At 66.4% G+C, this 18,830-nt stretch carries 20 protein-coding genes; 10 read left to right on the plus strand and 10 right to left on the minus strand.

The genetic code is table 11. The features are described 5' to 3' along the window. Positions 1-66 precede the first annotated feature (66 nt). Positions 67-711 carry a methyltransferase domain-containing protein gene (locus tag RI841_RS05230; RefSeq protein WP_310704524.1) on the plus strand — a complete coding sequence of 215 codons (645 nt, stop codon included), beginning with the start codon at positions 67-69 and terminating at the stop codon, positions 709-711. An 11-nt stretch (positions 712-722) separates the two neighbouring features. On the opposite strand, the gene RI841_RS05235 is transcribed toward RI841_RS05230, so the two are convergent. After that, entirely contained in the window at positions 723-1,196 is a 474-nt protein-coding gene (locus RI841_RS05235) for an RES family NAD+ phosphorylase (protein WP_310704525.1), read from the minus strand. Positions 1,197-1,284: 88 nt separating this feature from the next. Beyond that, the gene (locus tag RI841_RS05240; protein ID WP_310704526.1) at positions 1,285-1,734 is read right to left on the minus strand and encodes an antitoxin Xre/MbcA/ParS toxin-binding domain-containing protein; all 450 of its coding nucleotides are present in this window, start codon (positions 1,732-1,734) and stop codon (positions 1,285-1,287) included. A gap of 459 nt (positions 1,735-2,193) precedes the next feature. Between RI841_RS05240 and RI841_RS05250 the strand changes: the two genes are divergently transcribed. Beyond that, entirely contained in the window at positions 2,194-2,613 is a 420-nt protein-coding gene (locus RI841_RS05250; protein WP_310704527.1) for a secondary thiamine-phosphate synthase enzyme YjbQ, read from the plus strand. Between the two features lie 148 nt (positions 2,614-2,761). On the opposite strand, the gene RI841_RS05255 is transcribed toward RI841_RS05250, so the two are convergent. The 5 genes from RI841_RS05255 to RI841_RS05275 all read right to left on the minus strand — a co-directional run bounded on the left by RI841_RS05255 (position 2,762) and on the right by RI841_RS05275 (position 7,451). After that, positions 2,762-3,409, minus strand: a complete 648-nt coding sequence (locus RI841_RS05255; protein ID WP_310704528.1) for a hypothetical protein — start codon at positions 3,407-3,409, stop codon at positions 2,762-2,764. 101 nt (positions 3,410-3,510) lie between these two features. Then, complete coding sequence (locus tag RI841_RS05260; RefSeq protein WP_310704529.1) at positions 3,511-4,218, minus strand: response regulator; 708 nt, start codon at positions 4,216-4,218, stop codon at positions 3,511-3,513. Further along, positions 4,215-5,654, minus strand: coding sequence for an ATP-binding protein (locus tag RI841_RS05265; RefSeq protein WP_310704530.1), 1,440 nt, complete (start codon positions 5,652-5,654; stop codon positions 4,215-4,217). Before RI841_RS05265 ends, RI841_RS05260 begins: the two co-directional genes overlap by 4 nt. A gap of 129 nt (positions 5,655-5,783) precedes the next feature. After that, positions 5,784-6,710 carry a lysine exporter LysO family protein gene (locus RI841_RS05270; protein WP_310704531.1) on the minus strand — a complete coding sequence of 309 codons (927 nt, stop codon included), beginning with the start codon at positions 6,708-6,710 and terminating at the stop codon, positions 5,784-5,786. A 57-nt stretch (positions 6,711-6,767) separates the two neighbouring features. Beyond that, positions 6,768-7,451: a hypothetical protein gene (locus RI841_RS05275; RefSeq protein WP_310704532.1), complete on the minus strand. Its 684-nt coding sequence runs from the start codon at positions 7,449-7,451 to the stop codon at positions 6,768-6,770. Positions 7,452-7,619: 168 nt separating this feature from the next. On the opposite strand from RI841_RS05275, the gene RI841_RS05280 reads away from it, so the two are divergent. From RI841_RS05280 to yghU, 4 genes are all read left to right on the plus strand, one after another. After that, positions 7,620-8,180: a DJ-1/PfpI family protein gene (locus RI841_RS05280; protein WP_310704533.1), complete on the plus strand. Its 561-nt coding sequence runs from the start codon at positions 7,620-7,622 to the stop codon at positions 8,178-8,180. 51 nt (positions 8,181-8,231) lie between these two features. After that, positions 8,232-8,834, plus strand: coding sequence for a TetR family transcriptional regulator C-terminal domain-containing protein (locus tag RI841_RS05285; protein ID WP_310704534.1), 603 nt, complete (start codon positions 8,232-8,234; stop codon positions 8,832-8,834). Between the two features lie 181 nt (positions 8,835-9,015). After that, positions 9,016-9,753: an SDR family oxidoreductase gene (locus RI841_RS05290; RefSeq protein WP_310704535.1), complete on the plus strand. Its 738-nt coding sequence runs from the start codon at positions 9,016-9,018 to the stop codon at positions 9,751-9,753. A 137-nt stretch (positions 9,754-9,890) separates the two neighbouring features. Beyond that, complete coding sequence (yghU, locus tag RI841_RS05295; protein WP_310704536.1) at positions 9,891-10,754, plus strand: glutathione-dependent disulfide-bond oxidoreductase; 864 nt, start codon at positions 9,891-9,893, stop codon at positions 10,752-10,754. Between the two features lie 118 nt (positions 10,755-10,872). On the opposite strand, the gene RI841_RS05300 is transcribed toward yghU, so the two are convergent. From RI841_RS05300 to RI841_RS05310, 3 genes are all read right to left on the minus strand, one after another. Beyond that, positions 10,873-12,219 (minus strand): nicotinate phosphoribosyltransferase, encoded by a 1,347-nt coding sequence (locus tag RI841_RS05300; RefSeq protein WP_310704537.1) that lies wholly within the window; start codon positions 12,217-12,219, stop codon positions 10,873-10,875. After that, positions 12,216-12,782, minus strand: coding sequence for a nicotinamidase (locus RI841_RS05305; RefSeq protein WP_310704538.1), 567 nt, complete (start codon positions 12,780-12,782; stop codon positions 12,216-12,218). The genes RI841_RS05300 and RI841_RS05305 overlap by 4 nt, the downstream gene beginning before the upstream one ends. 81 nt (positions 12,783-12,863) lie before the next feature. Then, complete coding sequence (locus RI841_RS05310) at positions 12,864-13,814, minus strand: glyoxylate/hydroxypyruvate reductase A (RefSeq protein WP_310704539.1); 951 nt, start codon at positions 13,812-13,814, stop codon at positions 12,864-12,866. Between the two features lie 270 nt (positions 13,815-14,084). On the opposite strand from RI841_RS05310, the gene doeA reads away from it, so the two are divergent. The 4 genes from doeA to RI841_RS05330 all read left to right on the plus strand — a co-directional run bounded on the left by doeA (position 14,085) and on the right by RI841_RS05330 (position 18,770). Further along, positions 14,085-15,284 carry an ectoine hydrolase DoeA gene (gene doeA, locus RI841_RS05315; RefSeq protein ID WP_310704540.1) on the plus strand — a complete coding sequence of 400 codons (1,200 nt, stop codon included), beginning with the start codon at positions 14,085-14,087 and terminating at the stop codon, positions 15,282-15,284. Positions 15,285-15,485: 201 nt separating this feature from the next. After that, the gene (doeB, locus tag RI841_RS05320; protein ID WP_310704541.1) at positions 15,486-16,499 is read left to right on the plus strand and encodes a N(2)-acetyl-L-2,4-diaminobutanoate deacetylase DoeB; all 1,014 of its coding nucleotides are present in this window, start codon (positions 15,486-15,488) and stop codon (positions 16,497-16,499) included. Positions 16,500-16,515: 16 nt separating this feature from the next. Beyond that, on the plus strand, positions 16,516-16,989 hold the full coding sequence (locus RI841_RS05325) for an Lrp/AsnC family transcriptional regulator (protein WP_310704542.1): 474 nt from the start codon (positions 16,516-16,518) through the stop codon (positions 16,987-16,989). 299 nt (positions 16,990-17,288) lie between these two features. Next, a complete protein-coding gene (locus RI841_RS05330; protein WP_310704543.1) occupies positions 17,289-18,770 on the plus strand; it encodes an NAD-dependent succinate-semialdehyde dehydrogenase in 1,482 nt (493 codons plus the stop codon). Positions 18,771-18,830: the final 60 nt, after the last annotated feature.

Consider the following 18,830-nt stretch of genomic DNA (forward strand, 5'->3'; position numbering starts at 1 on the left):
TCTTCGTCGCTACACGTCTCGGCCGCTATGCGTCATCATCTTTCGCCCGGCCCAGATGGAGACAGCATGGAAATGATCGACCTCGAGGCCCCCGACCTCCACCAGGCGCGACTGCGGCGCGTGGTGTCGCTGGTCAGGTCCAGCGGTGCGCGACGGGTGCTCGACCTGGGGTGTGGCTCCGGTGGCCTGCTGCAGTACCTGCTGCGTGAGCCGCAGTTCGAGCGAGTGGTGGGCCTGGAGCTCTCCGGGGAACTGCTGGCCCAGGCCAAGCTGCGCCTGGAGGATCTGCCCGCTGCCCGCGCGGGGCGTCTCGAACTGGTCTGCGGCTCCTATGCCGATGTCCACCCGGCGCTGGTCGGCTTCGAGGCGGCGGCCATGGTCGAGACCATCGAGCATGTCCCGCCCGAGGCGCTCTCCCGGGTCGAGCGCGCAGTCTTTGCCGGGCTGCGCCCGCAACTGCTGGTGATGACCACCCCCAACCACGAATACAACCCGCTTTTCGACATGCCGCCGGGCGAGTTCCGCGACCCCGACCACAAGTTCGAGTGGGATCGGGCGCGCTTCCGCGACTGGGCGCTCGGGGTGGCGCGCCGCAACGGCTATCGGGTGCGCTTCTCGGGGATCGGCGAGATGGACGATCATCTCGGCCAGCCGACTCAGGTGGCGTGCTTCACGCCAGTCTGCGATGGATCAGAAAAGTCGGGGCACTAGACAGTCAGTTGTTACTTCATTCCTTCGAACAGTCGAGGGTTGTAGATCTGAGTGACGGTTTCGACCAGCCGTATATTTCGGGCTTCAGGGTGCAGCGGGTTCACCACGGCAATTTCATCAAGGCCGCCAGCGGCGCAGCTGGGCACTTGGAGGATGAGGTTCTTGTTCGCGGCGAGGAAGTCGGAACCCAGGTGTTGTGTGCATGAAGGGTGGGGGAACTGATCCCAGCCTTCGGGCAGGTCCGACAGTTCTACGGTTTCGATTTCCCTGGTGTCGACCTCGTAGATCCCGAGCACCATGTCTTTTGGCACCTGCCGGGGATTCAGGATGTAATTCCCCATTTCCAGCATGACGACCGACGCTGATAGACCGAAGTACAGCACGGGATGCCCAGCGCGATTCCAGCGTCCGCCGTCACGGTAGCTGCCACCCCGACCGGACAGGTCATGTAGATAACGTTCTTTCGTGATTCGGTATAGCTTCATTTGGTACCCCTGGTATTGATTGATTCGATTACCACTAGGGGTATTTATGTCGCGATGGGATGATCCATTTTGCTCATCGTGGACACCATCAGCTGAACTCGCCGAACTCGATCTTTCCGAGCACATCTCGTACCATGTCTCGCCCGGCGAATGTGTCGAATAGGTCCACGGGCCGGGATCCGCCAAGCGCTCGCACTTCGCTGTGCAGCCATTCTTTAGCGATCTCCTGGTCGCCGAACACTCTAGCGGCCTCGACGTAGACCTTTAGCGTATCGAGGATTTCCTCAGTCTGAACACGCCCAAGAGCCTTCTTTTTGTACAGCCGATGCAGATTGCCCGAGTCGGTCTCCAGCAGCCTCACAAAGACATCCCTGTCACCACTCAGGGCATTCACCGCCTTTTGCAGCACGCGGCCTGACAGACCTTCCCTGACGGCCCTGATGAAGGCCACTTGGTTGGTGTACACCTCTCGGGGCAGGCCAATATCAGCCAGCATGCGGGTGCCGCCGTTGTTGCTATCCTGCTCGATGATATCCATTACTACCTCCATCGTCCGATTCGGTACATCGCCAGCGAGCTGTATGACACACTTAGAATACGTCAAAATGACGCCACATGCACATCATTGTGACCCGGTCTCCTCATCTCTCATGATCCACCCGATCACTCCTAGCCCTCCCCATGCCCTCAACCCGCCTCATTCATGAGGGTGACACCGAGCTTCTGGCCATCTTCGATGCCACGGCGGGCAATTCGTAGACGCATGTGCTGGATGTGACAGGCCCGGCGGCAACGTCGTGCATCGTGGGCCTTGTCTGCATGCAGCTTGCGTGGACGTTGCCGTGGCCGTCCACGCCGTCCCGCCACGGGGCGAACGGTATCCAGCTTCACGCGCTGAATCGGTGCCTCAAGGCAGCGCCTGGCCCTCTCCTTTGTTGTGGCGGCGGGTCGCGCTAGCATGGCGGCACCTACCCTCTCACCCACCCCAGGAGTCGCCATGTGGCAACAGCAGGAACTGCGTCTCGCGCCGCGCTCGCGCGGCTTCCATCTTGTCACCGACGAGGTCGTGGCCGGACTGCCGTGGCTCGGCGAGGTGGCCACCGGGCTGCTGCACCTTCAACTGCTCCACACCTCGGCGTCGCTGACCCTCAACGAGAACGCCGACCCTGACGTGCGACACGACCTGGATGCCTTCCTGCGCGAGCGTATCCCCGGTGATCTGCCCTATTTCCGCCATACCCTCGAGGGGCCGGACGACATGCCGGCCCATGTCTGCGCCAGCCTGCTTGGCACCCAGCTGACCCTGGCGGTGCGCGACGGGCGCCTGGCCCTTGGCACCTGGCAGGGGCTATGGCTGGGAGAGCACCGCGACCATGGCGGGGCGCGACGGCTGATCGCCACCCTCAACGGGGCTTGATCCGCGTGATACTCCCCTGGGAGTAATGGCCTGTGCGGCCCTCAGCTTGCCCGGCGTGCAGGCTTGACCTTTATCAAGACATTATCGAGAACGCCCGGCACGAGGCCGGGCGAAACGGGAAAGAGGGGGAAGAAGGGAGCGTGAGGCGTCAGTTGCCGTCGTCCCTGCGGCTGGCGTGGCCGTTGCCGGGGCGGTCGTGGCGGGAGAGGACCGTGCGCATCTCCTCGATCTGCGCGTCGCTGAGGATCTCGGCGAGGACCTCATGGTGCTCCTCGCGGAGTTCATGCATGGCCTCGCGACGTTCCTGGCGGGAGTCGATGTCGCGCTCGCGCAGCGCCTGCATGTCGGCATAGATCGTCTCGCGGGCCTTGCGCAGGGCCTCGCGCTCCTCGTCGCTGAGTTCCCAGCTGTCGACCAGCTCGGTCAGGCGCTGCTGCATGGTTTCACGGCGCTTGGTGCGCTGCTCCTCGCGTAGTTCCTGACGGGCGGCCTGTAGCGCCTTGCGCTGTTCCGCGCCGAGGATCTCGTCCATGCGCTGGCGGTGCTCCTGGCGCAGTTCGCGGACCGCCTTACGGTGCTCACGGCGGGCCTTCTCCATGGCCTGGCGGGTCTCCTCATCGATGCCGGCCCGCTCGAAGAGGGCCTGGCGGCGTTGCTCGTGCTGCTGGCGATGTTCCTCGCTCCCGCCCTGGTGGTTGCCCTCGACGGGGGCAGCACTGGCGGAGAGCGCCAGGGGGAGGATGGCGACGGCGAGCAGCACGGGCGCCAGCAGGGTGCGGGTGAAAGAGCGTGTCATGGCGGTTTTCCTTGGGGCCTCGGGTTGACGTTGCCAGTCTCGTCGCCGGGAGTGCAAGCGGCATGCAGCGAGGGTGCAAAGGTCGTGCATCTGCCGGGGGCTCACTCCTCCGGCTGATACTTGTACCCGACACCATAGACCGAGCGGATCACCTCGCGCTCGGGCCAGGTCTCGGCGATCTTGCGGCGCAGCTTCTTGATGTGGCTGTCGACGGTGCGCTCGGAGACGATGCGATGGTCGCGGTACATGTGGTCCATCAGCTGCTCGCGGGTAAAGATGCGCCCGGGTGAGTGCATCATCACCTTCAGCAGCTGGAATTCCACGGCAGTAAGCCCAAGGTCGTGGCCGTCGGCCAGGGCCCGCCAGCCCTCCTCGTCGAGGATCAGGTCGCTGCTCCCCTGGTCGGGAGCGCTGGCGGCCCGGCTACGGCGCAGCACCGCCCTGGTCCGGGCCACCACTTCACGGGGGCTGAAAGGCTTGCAGATGTAGTCGTCGGCGCCCAGTTCCAGGCCCAGCAGGCGGTCGACCTCTTCGACCCGGGCGGTGAGCATGATGATGGCTACCTCCGGCCAGCGCTGGCGGATCTCCCGGCACAGCGTCAGGCCGTCGGTGCCCGGCAGCATCAGGTCGAGCATCACCAGCTCCGGGCGCGTCCGGCGATCCTCGAGCCATGGCAGCACGGCATCGCCGTGGGCCAGATGGTGGCTGGTGAAGCCGCTGCCCTGCAGGTAGTCGGCGACCAGGCGGGCGATCTTGGGTTCATCCTCGACAATCAGGACCTGGTCCTGGTCGGTGTCTGACGTGCTCATGCGGCATCCTCCCTGAGCGAGTGGTCCTTGATGGGGGGAAAGGTCAGGGTCCAGCATAACCCGCCGAGCGGCGAGGAGGAGGCCTCCATGCGCGCCCCGTGGGCGCGGGCCAGGGCGATGGCAATCGACAGCCCCAGGCCGCTGCCGCCACTGGCGCGACTCCGTGACCCCTCGACCCGGTAGAGCCGCTCGGTGAGCCGCGGAAGCTCGGCCTCGGGCACCCCCGGCGCGCTGTCCTCCCAGGTCACCTGTACCTGCCCTTGATGGCTTGCCAGGCGAACGCGCAGCTTCCCCGGTGCCCGGGTGTAGGCGCAGGTATTGTCGATCAGATTGTTCCACAGCTGGCGCAGACGCTGCGTGTCGCCGCGGATCCAGGCCGGGCCCTCGATCTCTCGCTCCAGGCGAATGCCGCTGTCGCCCAGCCAGCCGCTGGCCTCATCGAGGCGCGAGGCGAGGCTCTCCGCCAGGTCCAGCGGAGCCAGCTGGACCTCCAGGGCGCCGGCATCGCTCTGCGAGAGCAGGTGCAGGTCGGCCACCAGGCGCTCCAGTTGGCCGACTTCCTGGGCCAGCGAGTGCAGGTTGTCCTGGTCCAGGGTGCGGATGCCGTCCTGCATGGCCTCGATCTCGCCACGCAGCACGGCCAGCGGCGTGCGCAGCTCGTGGGCGATATCGGAGACCCAGCGGTTGCGCGCCTCGCGGCTGGCCTCCAGGGTGGCGGCCAGTACGTTGAAGTCGTGAGCGAGGCTCGACAGCTCGTCGCGACCGTGCTCCGCCAGGCGCGTACTGTAGTCACCCTCGGTGAGGCGGCGCGTGGCCCGTGCCATGCCGCGGGTGCGCCGCCCCAGCCACCATGAGAGCCCCCCGGCCAGCAGCAGCGAGGCCAGGCCCAGCGAGGCAACGATGATGCCCAGGTTACGCTGCTGGCGGGAGAGGAAGATGTGGTCCATGCGGGCCATCAGCTGCTGGGGCGGGCGATAGCCAAGCATTCCGACCCGCTCGCCAGCATGCTCGATCGGCAGCCAGCGTAGCTCTGCCGCCTCCTGGTCGCTGTCCGGCGGCAGGCCGATCACCGGCAGGCCGGATGCGTCATGGAGCACGAAGTCCTTGGGGTTCCCCAGACGCCGCTCGATGCCCTCCGGTGGCGGCGTATTGCCGGGCCACAGCTGGCGGCGCACCAGGCGGTGCCAGGCCCGTGGTGACTGGCGCAGCCACTGCCAGTCGCCGCGGCTGGCCCACTCCTCGGCGAGCCCCTCGGCCAGCGTCTCGGCGCGGCGGGTCTGGGTCTGGTCCAGATACTCGATGAAGCCCTGGTCGAGACTGCGCGAGACCGCCAGGAACACCAGCCCGGCGATGGCCACGTTGACCACCAGGATGATCGCGAATAGCTTGATGCCGAGCCGTGAGACGGCTGGACGGGTGAGACGTGGCGAGCGCATGGACGAGCTCCGGGAGCAGGTGCGGCGAGAGTGTAAACCACTATCGCTGCTGGGCGTGCAACCATCGGTCAGGTTCTGTGCAGGCAATGTGCAGGTTGCGGGGCCCCTGCCGGCAAGAGTGGCGGCGCGTCACAGCGAGAGCAGCAGAAGGATCAGCGGCGGCGACAGCAGCGAGAGAAGAAAGCCGCTGACGACGGCCACCGGCACACAGGACACGCCCCCGTGCTGCTGGATCACCGGCAGGGTAAAATCCATGGAGGTGGCGCCGCCATAGCCGATCGCCAGGGCCGCATGGCGGCGGATGACCAGCGGGATCAGCACGAAGGCGAGCAGCTCCCGGGCCAGGTCGTTGAAGAAGGCCACCCCGCCCATCAGGGGGCCCAGCTGGTCGCCGACCAGGATGCCGGAGAGCGAGTACCAGCCGAAGCCGGCAGCCAGCGCCAGTCCCTCGTTCCAGGCCAGGTCCAGCAGCGGCGCCGCCAGGAGTCCGCCGATCAGCGAGCTGGCGGCCAGCGTCAGGGCGATGGCCAGACCGAAGCGGTTGAGCACGATCTGGCGCAGTGGCATGCCGGAATTGCGCAGCTGGCAGCCGATCAGTGCCAGCAGGGCGTAGAGCACTGCTTCGGCCAGGGTCTCGGCCAGGGCGAACAGCCCGCTACCGGTGAGCCACGCCAGCAGCAGCCCAAGCACCACGCCGGCCACTACCACCGCCACCAGCGCCAGCGAGCCGGCCATGGCGGCCCACTTGCTGGTGGGCGCTCCTGTCACCACCAAGGCAGGGTCGGCGGTGAGGCCCTGCCGGCGCGACAGCCACCAGAGGGCCGCCAGGTTACAGGCCGAGATCACCGCGAACAGCAGCAGGGCCTGCCCGCCCAGGCGCGAGAGCTGACCGGCCAGGTCATCCAGGCCCGCCAGGCTCACGCCCATCAGCAGCAGGATCACGTAGATCGAGGCGTTCACGCCACGGTTGATCAGGCCCAGCAACCGGGCATCCCGCACCGGTACCAGATACCCCAGCACCAGCGGCAACAGCACGATCACCAGACCGCTCAGCATCGAGACTCCCTTCCCGTCCAGGGGTCGCCGGCGGCGACCGAAAGCCGCCCACTCTAGTCAATTTCCCTTCGGGGAGGAAGCGAGCCCGTCGCTGGCCAGCGTCAGGTGGGTGAGGGTCAGGTGGCTCCGTTGCTCGCCGTTGCGGTGGTACTCCATGGCCAGCAGCAGGCCCGGAACGCCGGGGTGGAAACTGAAGACCATGCGACGATCGGGGTCGTCCGGTTCGGTGACTTCCACCCTGACCGCTTCGAAGCGACCGGCGGGTAAGTCCAGTATACCGCGGTCCAGCCGGCGATAGTCGACCCGCTCCTCGCGGCCGCGGTGATCCAGGTAGCGCAGTCGGCAGGTCGCTTCACAGTCGTCGGCCACGGCGCGTCGTGAGAGGTCGAACAGCGCACTCTGGCGGTCGGGCAGCCGGGCCAGCGCCTCTCCCTCCAGTTCATAGTTCTTGCCGATCCCCAGCAGGCGGTAGCCGCTGGCATAGTGCAGCGCGCGGATGGTCTCGTCGGCGATGAATCGGCTGCGTTCATGGCCGCGTGCCACCGCGACGGTGGCACGCATGTCGCTCTGCCAGTAGGTGCCGTCACGACTCAGGCGGTGCTCGACCGTGGTACTCGGCCAACCGTCGACCTGGACATGGTAGCGGGCATCGAAGGGACGCGGCTGGGCGGCGAGGGCGCTGCCGGCGGCCAGCAGCAGGAGCAGGATGAAGGCGGCGCAAGGGTGCAGCGGTGCGGGCATGCAAGGACTCCATGGCCGTCGATGGGACAAGGGTGAGAGTCGCCGCGGGGGATGAGGGTTCCCGCCTGCACGCTACTTGCGCTTTTCCCGGCATGCGCACCGAGGGGCTGCTAGGCTGCCCTTGCAGGGCGACGCCCTCGTCGCCACCACACCACCGAGGAGACTCTCATGGCCAGACTCTTGCTGATCGCCGGTGACTATGTCGAGGACTACGAGATCATGGTGCCCTTCCAGGCCCTGCAGGCCATGGGACACGAGGTCGATGCGGTGTGTCCCGACAAGCGCGAGGGCGACAAGATACGCACCGCCATCCACGACTTCGAGGGTGACCAGACCTACTCCGAGAAGCCCGGCCACGACTTCGCCCTGAATGCCACCTTCGCCGAGGTGGAGGTCGCCGACTACGACGGCCTGGTCGTTCCCGGTGGGCGAGCGCCGGAGTACCTGCGCCTCGACGAGCGGGTGCTGGAGATGGTCCGCCACTTCTTTGACCATGACAAGCCGGTGGCCGCTATCTGCCACGGTGCCCAGCTGCTGGCGGCCGCTGTCTCCCTCGAGGGGCATCGGGTCTCGGCCTACCCGGCCTGTGCCCCGGAGGTTCGCCTGGCCGGTGGCGACTATGCCGACATCGATGTCGACCAGGCCGTGGCCAGCGGCAAGCTGGTCACGGCACCCGCCTGGCCGGCCCACCCGGCGTGGCTCAAGCGCTTCGCCGCCATGCTCGACTGAGGCGCCCCATCCGGCTTGACCCAGCTAGACGACTGGTCTAATGTTTCGGGTATGAAGACGCACGCCACCCGTGACACGCTGATCGAGATCGGCGCCGACCTGATCGCCGAGCAGGGCTACAACGCCACTGGCATCAATGCCGTGCTCAGCCGGGCCGGGGTCCCCAAGGGGTCCTTCTACCATTACTTCGCGAGCAAGGAAGATTTTGGCCTGGCCGTGATCGACGCCTTCGCGGAGCAGTACGATGCCCGGCTGGCGGCGATCTTCGATGCTACCGACGCCTCTCCGCTGGAGCGGCTGCGCCGCTACTTCGCCGCCGGCAAGGCGGACATGCTCTCCTGCGATCATGCCCGCGGCTGCCTGATCGGCAACCTGGGCCAGGAGCTCTCGGCGCGCAGCGAGGTCTTCCGGGTCCGCCTGGACCAGGTGTTCCGTGCCTGGGAGCGTCGGTTGGTGGCCTGCCTCGAGGAGGCCCGTTCCGCCGGGGAGGTGCCGGGTGAGCTCGATTCCGAGGCATTGGCGAGCTTCATCATGGCCGGCTGGGAGGGCGCCATCCTGCGTGCCAAGACGGTCAAGTCCCTGGCCCCCATGGAGTGTTTCGAGGCGATCCTCTTTCGCCAGGTGCTGATTCGCGAACCCACCGCCTTGAGCTGATGCTGATCGGACAATGCCCCCTACTGGCTCTTGCCTTGCCACTAGTAGACCGGTCTAAATAGATTGTTCCAACCCTATCGATCACTTTAGCCTGGCCGAACAGCCGGCCTGACACATTAGAGAATATCCGGCCTGTCGGCTGGAAACCCGAACCATCACGTCATCCAAAGGAGAAGATTCCATGTCCGAGATCAACGGCAAGGTCGTCATCATTACCGGGGCCAGCAGCGGCCTCGGCGAAGCCACTGCCCATCGCCTGGCCAAGGGCGGTGCCAAGCTGGTGCTCGGTGCCCGTCGCGAGGAGCGCCTCGTGGCGCTGCGTGACGCCATCGTCGAGCAGGGGGGCGAGGCCATCTATCGCGTCACCGACGTGACCGACCGCAACCAGGTCGAGGACCTCGCCACCGCCGCCAGGGAGGCCTATGGCCGCATTGACGTGCTGGTCAACAATGCCGGCCTGATGCCGCTCTCACCGTTGGACCAGCTCAAGGTCGACGAGTGGGAGCAGATGGTCGACGTCAACATCAAGGGCGTGCTCTACGGCATCGCCGCGGTGCTGCCGACCATGCGCGAGCAGCATGCCGGCCACATCATCAACCTCTCTTCCGTGGCCGGCCACGTGGTCTTCCCGTCCGCGGCCGTCTACTGTGCCACCAAGTATGCGGTCAAGGCGCTCTCCGAGGGCATTCGCCAGGAGGGTGGCGAAGAGATCCGCTCCACCAACATCTCCCCGGGGGCAGTGGCCACCGAGCTGACCACCACCATCAGCGACCCCGATACCGCCAAGGGCGTGAACGAGCTCTACGAGATGGCCATCGATGCCGATGCCATCGCCCGGGCGATCGCCTACGCCATCGAGCAGCCGGCGGACGTCGACGTCAACGAGCTGATCATCCGCCCGACCAAGCAGCCACTGTAAGGCGCAACCCTTCGCGGCAAGGCCCGTTCGCGGGCGGTGGGCATCCTTGCACGGCCCGCCGCCACGCAAGCCCGGCGAGGACCTCGCCGGGCCCTTGCAATGGACACCCGACTGCCATTCGGCACAGGAGAATGCTCATGACCGAGGATACGTCCTATCAGCCGCCGCGCGTCTGGCGATGGGAAAGCGAGAGCGGTGGTCGGTTCGCCAGCATCAATCGGCCCGTGGCCGGATCGACCCACAACAGGGAGCTGCCCGTCGGAAAGCATCCCCTGCAGCTCTACTCCCTGGCAACGCCCAACGGCGTGAAAGTGACCATCATGCTCGAGGAACTGCTGGCGCTGGGACATCAGGACGCCGAGTATGACGCCTGGCCGATCCGCATCGGCGAGGGCGACCAGTTCTCCAGCGGCTTCGTCGCCGCCAACCCCAATTCCAAGATCCCGGCCCTGATGGATCACACCACCGAGCCGCCGACCCGCGTGTTCGAGTCAGGCGCGATCCTGCTCTACCTGGCCGAGACATTTGGCGCCTTCCTGCCCGAGGATCACGCCAGGCGGACCGAGACCCTCAACTGGCTGTTCTGGCAAATGGGCGCAGCCCCCTATGTCGGTGGCGGTTTCGGCCACTTCTACGCCTATGCACCGGAGCCGCTCGAGTACCCCATCGACCGCTACACCATGGAGACCAAGCGACAACTCGACGTGCTCGATCGCCAGCTCGCCGAGCGTCCCTATATCGCGGGTGACGACTACACTATCGCCGACATGGCCATCTATCCCTGGTATGGCGTTCTGGCCCAGGGGCTGCTCTATGATGCCGGGGAGTTCCTGGCTGTCGACGAGTATCCCAACCTGCAGCGCTGGGCGAGGCGCATTGCCGAGCGGCCGGCGGTCAAGCGCGGGCGCATGGTCAACCGCACCTGGGGAGAGCCGTCGGAGCAGTTGCACGAGCGCCACTCGGCCAGCGACTTCCAGACCCGGACCCAGGACAAGATGTGACGGCGCCCCTGGCATCACCTGGCGGCACGATGCAAGAAGGGCACATCGCCGGCGATGTGCCCTTCTTGTGCCTTGTCGGTCAGCTCCTGGCCTGCCAGGCCAGGCTGAGGACGGGTCGTCAGGTCTTCGACTGCAGGCGCTCGAGTTCAGGGCTAAGGGTGACCGGGTAGTCGCTCTCGCCCTCCGCAAGTTGCCTGACGTCCTCGGGGAAGCGTTCGAGGGCGTCCGCGACCCGCTCGCGGGCGTCATCGGCCCGGACCATCTCGTCATCGTCGAGCTGACCCGCCCGGACCAGCGGGCGCAGCAGCGGCTCACCGGCGTCGATGGACTCGTCACGCAGGGCGATGACGTCGCCGACGTAGCGGCCTTGATCGTCCTGGCGGCGATAGAGCTGCTTGCGGCAAGGCAAGTTGATCTTGCCCGTCGAGTGCTTGACCCGCGGGGTGCCGGCATACTCCACCAGCTTGTAGGAGAGGTCGATCACCGGGGCGTCGGCCGATACGCCCATCTGGGTGCCGACACCGAAGGCATCGATGGGAGCGCCGTCCTCGAGCAGCGCCTCGATCTGGTGCTCGTCGAGACCGCTGCTGGCGACGATGGTGATCTCGTCATGCCCTGCCTCGTCGAGCAGGGCGCGCGAGCCCTTCGCCAGCTCACCCAGGTCGCCGGAATCGAGTCGGATGGCCTTCACGTCGATCTCCGGTTCCTCGCGCATGATCTCGATCACCTTGCGGACCCCTTCCAGGGTATCGTGGGTATCGACCAGCAGGGTGGTGCCGGGGTAGTGGCGGGCGAAGGCACGGAAGGCCTCCCGCTCGTCATCGTGGGCGAGGATATAGCTGTGTGCCATGGTGCCGTTGATCGCCAGGTCGTGGCGCAGGCCGCCGAGCACGTTGCTGGTCCCGGCCAGTCCCGCGCTGCGGTAGGCTCGGACGCCCCGCACCGCGGCGTCCACGCCGTGCATGCGGCGCATGCCGAAATCCACCACCGGGCGCCCCCGGGCGGCCATCACGAGGCGTACCGCCTTGGAGGCGAGGACCGTCTCCACCTGTACCAGGTTCATCACGAGGCTTTCGAGCAGCTGGGCCTGGGCGATGGGTGCGTCCACTTCCAGCAGCGGCTCGTTGGCAAACACCGGCGTGCCCTCGGGGAGGGTCCAGATGTCGCCCTCGAAGCGCCAGTTGCCCAGCCAGTCGAGGAAGCCCTGGTCGAACAGGCCGGTGCCGGCAAGGCGGTCGAGGGCCACGTCGCCGAAGCGCAGCCGGCTGAGCAGTGCTGCGGCATGTTGCTGTCCGCAGGCCAGCATGAAGCGGCGTGGCGGTGGCATCTTGCGGAAGAAGAGGCTGAAGGTGGCCCGCTCGTGCATCGCCTCCTTCCAGTAGGCCTGGGTCATGGTCAGCTGGTAGAGGTCGGTGAGCAGGGCCAGCTCGTTGTCGTCCACCCGCGGGGAGATCGGTTCGTTCATGCGCGTACCTCGGCACCGGCGTCGGTGAATTCTTGCCGGCACTCGGATATGGCGTCGGGGTTCACCGCCGCGGAGAGACGCTCCAGCAGCAAGGTATCGAAACCCTCCCGGCGGGCTTCCAGCACCGTGGCCCTGACGCAGACGTCCAGGGCCAGGCCACAGACGATCACTCGCTCGATGCCCTTCTCCTTCAGGTAGCCGCCGAGCCCCGTGCCATCGAAGGCGGAGTAGGCATCGGCATCGAAGGCGGTGGCTTTGCTGACGCGGATGACGTCATCAGGAAGGGCCAGGTCGGGATGGAAGGCCGCGCCCTCGGTGTCCTGCACGCAGTGCACCGGCCAGGGGCCACCGCGATGCGTGAAGCTCACATGGTCAATGGGGTGCCAGTCTCGCGTGGCGACCACCGGGGCACCGGCTGCCCGGGCGGCCTTGATCTCGGTGTTGATGCCGGGAACCAGTCCCGCACCGCCCTCGACGCCCAGTGCGCCGCCCTCGCAAAAATCGTTCTGCATGTCCACGACGAGCAGCGCGTCGTGGGGGCCATAGTTCACTTTCATGCTCATCACACACCTCCCTGGAGGTCGTTGGAAATCTTCTTTTCTCAGCCTAAGGCCTTCTTGATACCTGTTGTAGGGGGCAGTGGCTCAGTAACCGGCCTCGGGGTCGACGGTGTCGAGGGCTTCGCTCGCCTCGAAGGCGCGCAGCGCCTCGGCCACCTGGTCCAGTGCCTCGCCGAGAGGGGTCGGGCCGGCCATGTGGGGGGTGATCCAGACTCGCGGGTGCGACCAGAGCGGACTCTCGTCGGGCAAGGGCTCCTGGGGGAAGGCGTCGAGCAGCGCCCCGCGCAACCTACTCCCCGTGTCACCCTCGCCCTCTCTATCTGGACCAAGCGCGTCGAGCAGGGCGGCCTCATCGATCAGGGTGCCGCGACCGGGGTTGATCAGGCTGGCCCCTTCGGGGAGCTGCGCGAGGGCGTCCTCATCGATGATATGGCGTGTCGCGGAGGTGTCCGGTAGCAGCAGCACCAGGCTCCTGACCTGGCCGAGCAACTCATCCAGCCCCTCGTCACCGTGATGGCAGGTGATGCCATCGAGCGACTTGGGCGAGCGGCTCCAACCATGTACCGGGAAGCCGTCGGCGGCCACCATGGCGGCGACCCTCGCGCCGATGGCGCCGAGCCCCAGCACGCCCACCGGCCAGTCAGCCTTGTCGACTACTGCATGCTCGTGCCAGTCGCGGCGGGCCTGCTGGCGACGGTAGCGGTCGAAATCACGCTGGAAGTGCAGGATGCCGTAACGCACATAGTCACCGATCAGCTCGGCCATGCCCGCGTCGCGTAGCTTGACGATGGGCACGTTCTTGGGGAGCCCCGGGTTATTCAGCAGGGCGTCGACCCCGGCGCCGAGGTTGACGATGCCCTTCAGCCGTTCGGGCTCGCCGAGCAATTCGGCGGAGGGTTTCCACACCGCCAGGTAGTCCGCTTCGCGTCGCTGCCCGGCCGGGGCGCTGCTGGTAAATACCTCGGCCTCGGGCAGGCGCTCGGCCAGGGCATCCCGCCACTGCTCGGCGTCGTCGATATGTACGAGAACCTTCATGTTGTCTCCTCTGTCTGGTCCTGATCCATCATGGGAGCATGACCCTGTCCGGACAAGCGTCATGAGGCATCCGCAGCCGGATGCCAGGAAATGCTTGACCGCCCACCATGGGTTGGCAGTAACCTCCGCTCAGGGGAATCGAACGACTGTCAGGAATGCCCGCGGCTCCCACGAGGCGACCCGGCGCTTCGACGGTGTCGCGGCCCCCGGCCCGGCCTTCTCGCTGCAGAGAGGGCCGATTTTCTTGATGATGCGATGGCGAGTGGCTTCATGATCCAGGTTTCCCTGCCCTTCACTCGTGAGGAATACGCAACCCGCCTGTGGAAGGTCCGTGCCGAGATGGCCAGCCGTGGTATCGACGTGCTGATCGTCAGCGACCCCTCCAACATGGCCTGGTTGACCGGCTACGACGGTTGGTCCTTCTACGTGCACCAGTGCGTGCTCGTGGGCCTGGAGGGGGAGCCGGTATGGTACGGCCGACGGATGGACGCCAACGGGGCCCTGCGGACCTGCTGGATCGATCCGGACAACATTACCTATTACCCGGATTACTACGTGCAGAATCCGGACATGCATCCCATGGACTACCTCGCCCAGACCATCCTTCCCGATCGCGGCTGGCACGAGGGCGTGGTGGGCATGGAGATGGACAACTACTATTTCTCGGCCAAGGCCTATTTGAGCCTGCTGCGCGAGCTTCCCCATGCGCGCTTCATGGACGCCAACTCGTTGGTCAACTGGTGTCGGGCAGTCAAGTCGCCCCAGGAGGTCGAGTACATGCGCGTGGCGGCGAAGATCGTCGAGGGGATGCACACGCGGATCCTCGAGGTGATCGAACCGGGCCTGCCCAAGAGCCAGCTGGTCTCGGAGATCTACCGCGTCGGCATCGAGGGCTGGCGGGACGAGCAGGGCAAGATCTACGGCGGTGACTACCCCGCTATCGTGCCCCTGTTGCCGACCGGCAGTGATGCCGCCGCCCCGCACCTGACCTGGGACGACACGCCGTTTCGCGAAGGCGAGGGCACCTTCTTCGAGATCGCCGGGGTCTTCAAGCGCTACCACGCGCCGATGTCGCGGACGGTCTTCCTGGGCAGGCCGCCCCAGGAGTTCGTGCGCGCCGAATCGGCGCTGCTCGAGGGTATCGAGAGCGGTCTGGCGGTGGCCAAACCCGGCAATCGCACTGCGGACATCGCCATGGCGCTGGGCTCGGCCATGGACAAGTACGGCTTCGACCGCGGCGGCGCGCGCTGTGGCTATCCCATCGGCATCAGCTACCCCCCGGACTGGGGCGAGCGCACCATGAGTCTTCGCCCCTCGGACGAGACCATTCTGAAGCCCGGCATGACCTTCCACTTCATGCCGGGCCTGTGGGAAGACGACTGGGGCCTTGAGATCACCGAGAGCATCCTGATCACCGAGACCGGCTGCGAGACCCTGGCCGACTTCCCGCGCCAGCTCTTCGTGCGCTGAACTTTCAGCAAGGTCGGCCTGCTTCAACAAGTAACGAGGGGCGCTGGGGGAGATCGTAGAGGGGGTCCTACGCCAGGGATGGCGTCGGTAGCGCCCAGGGAAGGGTTCACAGCGCCCCCTCGAAGATCTGCCGCCAGATCAGCCCCGAGTGGCGCGGAAGCCATGATGCCCATGCCACACGAGAACAAGGAGTTTCATACCATGACCAAGCGTCCCAGCCCGATCAGCGCCACCGTCGACTTCGACGCCGACGGCGTCCAGCACGGTTTCCTCAAGCTGCCGATCTCCGTGGACGAGTCGGCCTGGGGGGCGGTGATGATCCCCGTCACCGTGGTGAAGAACGGCGAGGGCCCCACGGCGCTGTTGACCGGCGGCAACCACGGCGACGAGTACGAGGGCATCACCTCGCTGCTCAAGCTTTCCAGCTCGCTTTCGGCCGAGGACGTACGTGGCCGGGTAATCATCGTGCCCTGCATGAACCAGCCGGCGGTGATGGCCGGCAAGCGCACCTCCGGCCTCGACGGCGGCAACCTCAACCGCAGCTTCCCCGGCGATCCGGATGGCAGCGTGACCGAGAAGATCGCCGACTATTTCACTCGGGTGATGGTGCCGATGAGCGACGTGGTGCTCGACCTGCACTCCGGCGGGCGCACCCTGGACATCATCCCCTTCGGCGCCTCCCACGTGCTTGACGATCCGGAGCAGCAGCGCCAGGCGCTGGAAGGCGCCAAGGCCTTCGGCGCCCCCTATGCCATGATGATGTTCGAGCTTGACGCGGCGGCGCTGTTCGACACCGCGGTGGAGCGCCAGGGCAAGGTCTTCGTGGCCACCGAGCTCGGCGGCGGCGGCACCTCCACGCCGGAGAGCATGGCGATCACCGAGCGCGGCGTGCGTAACTTCCTGATCCACTATGGCCTGATGGCTGGCGAGGTGGAGATGCCCGACGCCCCCTTGGTCTATCTCGACATGCCCGACGCCAGCTGCTACGTGCAGAGCGAGCACAGTGGCGTGCTGGAGCTCTGCTTCGCCCTGGGCGAGCGAGTCGAGAAGGGCGACGTGGTGGCGAGGGTCTACGACATGACCCGCAGCGGCACCGCGCCGGTGGAGTACCGCGCTAGGCGCAGCGGGGTGCTGGCCGCCCGGCGTCACCCGGCGCTGGTCAACATGGGCGACACCATCGCGGTGATTGCCGATATCGTCGACACCCTGGGATGAGGCGGCCGGCAGCACGATGAAACTCGACCGCTATGACCTGAAGATCCTCGAGATCCTCTCCCGCGATGGCCGCATCACCAAGTCGAAGCTTGCCGAGGCGATCAACCTCTCGGTCAGCCCCTGCTGGGAGCGAGTTCGCCGGCTCGAGAAGGCCGGCATCATCGAAGGCTACAGCGCCCGCATCAATGCCGCGGCGCTGGTCAAGCGCACGCCGGTGTGGGTGCAGGTCGAGCTCAAGGCCCACAACGCCGAGAGCTTCGCCCGCTTCGAGGCCCTGGTCCACGCCACCCCCGAGGTCACCGAGTGCGTGGCCGTTGGCGGTGGCCTCGACTACCTGATCAAGTTCGAGACCGACTCCATCGATGCCTATCAGAGGCTGATGGATGCCTGGCTGACCGGGGAGGCCGGCATCGAGCGCTACTTCACCTATATCGTCACCAAGACCGTCAAGCGCCCCGCACCGGGTTTCTCGCCCGACGACCTGGCCTGACGCCTTTCCGGTCGAGCGAGGTTTCAGCGTTGATGTCACCGTGACCCTTGTGGGATAAGCATGAGATAGAGGGGTGAGCCCGCCGCCATGCGGCCGATCCCTGCAGGCTCACAGAAAAAAGGGGACGTTTCCGGCACAGGACAAAAAATCCTGTGCCGCCTGCCCCCGGTAACGAAAAGTCCCGCCCCGCCAAAGCCCCTATCCTGACACCATCGAGCCGCCCTGGAACGGCGGCTCCCTCGTTTTTCCACACCGGCCAGACATCCTCGATGCGGCCAGTGCGTCAGGAGAGGTACAGCATGACTCTGTCCAGCAAGCTCAGCGATCCGCGCCTGTTCCGTCAGTACGCCTACGTCGACGGCAAGTGGACCCATGGCGAGGGTGGCCGCGAGGAGGCCGTGTTCGATCCGGCCACCGGCGAGGCGGTGGGGCACATTCCCTGGCTGGAAGCCCACCAGATCAACGCGGCCGTGGATGCTGCCGAGGCCGCTTTCGTGCACTGGCGCGCGTTGCGTGCCGACGAGCGCTGCGAGCGGCTGCTGGCCTGGCATGACCTGTTGCAGGCCCATCGCGAGGACCTTGCCACCCTCATGACCCTGGAGCAGGGCAAGCCGCTGCCCGACGCCCGCGGCGAGGTGGAGTATGGCGCCAGCTTCGTGCGCTGGTTCGCCGAGGAGGGCAAGCGCACCTTCGGCGAGACCATCCCCAGTCACATCCCCAATGCGGCGCTGGGGACCATCAAGGAGCCGGTGGGCATCGCCGCGCTGATCACGCCGTGGAACTTTCCGCTGGCGATGATCACCCGCAAGGCCGCCGCGGCCATGGCTGCCGGCTGCACGGTGATCGTCAAGCCGGCCGGCGAGACGCCGTTCTCGGCGCTGGCGCTGGCGGAACTCGCCGAGCGTGCCGGCATCCCGGCCGGGGTCTTCAATGTGGTGCTGGGCGACCCGCCCGAGGTGTCACGGATCCTGTGTGCCGAGGACCGGGTCAAGGCGCTCTCCTTCACCGGCTCCACCCGGGTCGGCCGGCTGCTGCTGGAGCAGTGTGCCAACACCGTCAAGCGCGTCTCGCTGGAGTTGGGCGGCAATGCCCCCTTCATCGTCGGCCCGGACATGGATCCCAAGGAGGCGGCCTTCGCCGCGGTGGCGGCCAAGTTTCAGACCGCCGGCCAGGACTGTCTCGCCGCGGATCGTATCCTGGTCCATGAGTCGATCCACGACGCGTTCGTCGGGTACTTCGCCGAGCGCATGGCGGCGCTGACCGTGGGCAATGGCCTGGAGGGCGAGATCGACCTGGGGCCATTGATCCATCGTCAGGCGGTGGAGAAGGCCGCGGCCATTGTCGATGACGCCATCTCCAAGGGCGCTACGTTGGTGGCCGGCGACCAGAGTCAGGCGCCGGGCGAGAACTTTTTCATGCCGGTGCTGCTCACGGGCGTGACCCACGACATGAAGATCTGGCACGAAGAGAGCTTCGCCCCGGTGGCCGGCATCACCGCCTATGCCGACGATGATCAGGCCATCGAGATGGCCAACGACACCGAGTATGGCCTGGCCGCTTACCTCTACACCCACGATATTCGCCGTATCTGGAAGATCCTGCGCGCCCTGGAGTTCGGCATGGTCTCGGTGAACTCGGTGAAGATGACCGGTCCGCCCGTGCCCTTCGGCGGCGTCAAGCACTCCGGACTCGGCCGCGAGGGCGGGGTGACCGGCATCGACGAGTACCTGGAGACGAAGTACTACTGTCTCGGTGCCCTCGGCTCCGTCTCCGGTAGTTAGGATCTGGGCTACGGGCTACGGGCTACGGGCTACGGGCTACGGGCTACGGGCTACGGGCTA

It is taken from the genome of Halomonas sp., from assembly GCF_031581305.1.
GTDB lineage: Bacteria > Pseudomonadota > Gammaproteobacteria > Pseudomonadales > Halomonadaceae > Halomonas.

Bases quoted from the DNA above. Each gene is read 5' to 3' on its own strand.
- RI841_RS05230 (WP_310704524.1), top strand. From the start codon at position 67: ATGGAAATGATCGACCTCGAGGCCCCCGACCTCCACCAGGCGCGACTG.
- RI841_RS05235 (WP_310704525.1), bottom strand. From the start codon at position 1,196: ATGAAGCTATACCGAATCACGAAAGAACGTTATCTACATGACCTGTCC.
- RI841_RS05240 (WP_310704526.1), bottom strand. From the start codon at position 1,734: ATGGATATCATCGAGCAGGATAGCAACAACGGCGGCACCCGCATGCTG.
- RI841_RS05250 (WP_310704527.1), top strand. From the start codon at position 2,194: ATGTGGCAACAGCAGGAACTGCGTCTCGCGCCGCGCTCGCGCGGCTTC.
- RI841_RS05255 (WP_310704528.1), bottom strand. From the start codon at position 3,409: ATGACACGCTCTTTCACCCGCACCCTGCTGGCGCCCGTGCTGCTCGCC.
- RI841_RS05260 (WP_310704529.1), bottom strand. From the start codon at position 4,218: ATGAGCACGTCAGACACCGACCAGGACCAGGTCCTGATTGTCGAGGAT.
- RI841_RS05265 (WP_310704530.1), bottom strand. From the start codon at position 5,654: ATGCGCTCGCCACGTCTCACCCGTCCAGCCGTCTCACGGCTCGGCATC.
- RI841_RS05270 (WP_310704531.1), bottom strand. From the start codon at position 6,710: ATGCTGAGCGGTCTGGTGATCGTGCTGTTGCCGCTGGTGCTGGGGTAT.
- RI841_RS05275 (WP_310704532.1), bottom strand. From the start codon at position 7,451: ATGCCCGCACCGCTGCACCCTTGCGCCGCCTTCATCCTGCTCCTGCTG.
- RI841_RS05280 (WP_310704533.1), top strand. From the start codon at position 7,620: ATGGCCAGACTCTTGCTGATCGCCGGTGACTATGTCGAGGACTACGAG.
- RI841_RS05285 (WP_310704534.1), top strand. From the start codon at position 8,232: ATGAAGACGCACGCCACCCGTGACACGCTGATCGAGATCGGCGCCGAC.
- RI841_RS05290 (WP_310704535.1), top strand. From the start codon at position 9,016: ATGTCCGAGATCAACGGCAAGGTCGTCATCATTACCGGGGCCAGCAGC.
- yghU (WP_310704536.1), top strand. From the start codon at position 9,891: ATGACCGAGGATACGTCCTATCAGCCGCCGCGCGTCTGGCGATGGGAA.
- RI841_RS05300 (WP_310704537.1), bottom strand. From the start codon at position 12,219: ATGAACGAACCGATCTCCCCGCGGGTGGACGACAACGAGCTGGCCCTG.
- RI841_RS05305 (WP_310704538.1), bottom strand. From the start codon at position 12,782: ATGAGCATGAAAGTGAACTATGGCCCCCACGACGCGCTGCTCGTCGTG.
- RI841_RS05310 (WP_310704539.1), bottom strand. From the start codon at position 13,814: ATGAAGGTTCTCGTACATATCGACGACGCCGAGCAGTGGCGGGATGCC.
- doeA (WP_310704540.1), top strand. From the start codon at position 14,085: ATGATCCAGGTTTCCCTGCCCTTCACTCGTGAGGAATACGCAACCCGC.
- doeB (WP_310704541.1), top strand. From the start codon at position 15,486: ATGACCAAGCGTCCCAGCCCGATCAGCGCCACCGTCGACTTCGACGCC.
- RI841_RS05325 (WP_310704542.1), top strand. From the start codon at position 16,516: ATGAAACTCGACCGCTATGACCTGAAGATCCTCGAGATCCTCTCCCGC.
- RI841_RS05330 (WP_310704543.1), top strand. From the start codon at position 17,289: ATGACTCTGTCCAGCAAGCTCAGCGATCCGCGCCTGTTCCGTCAGTAC.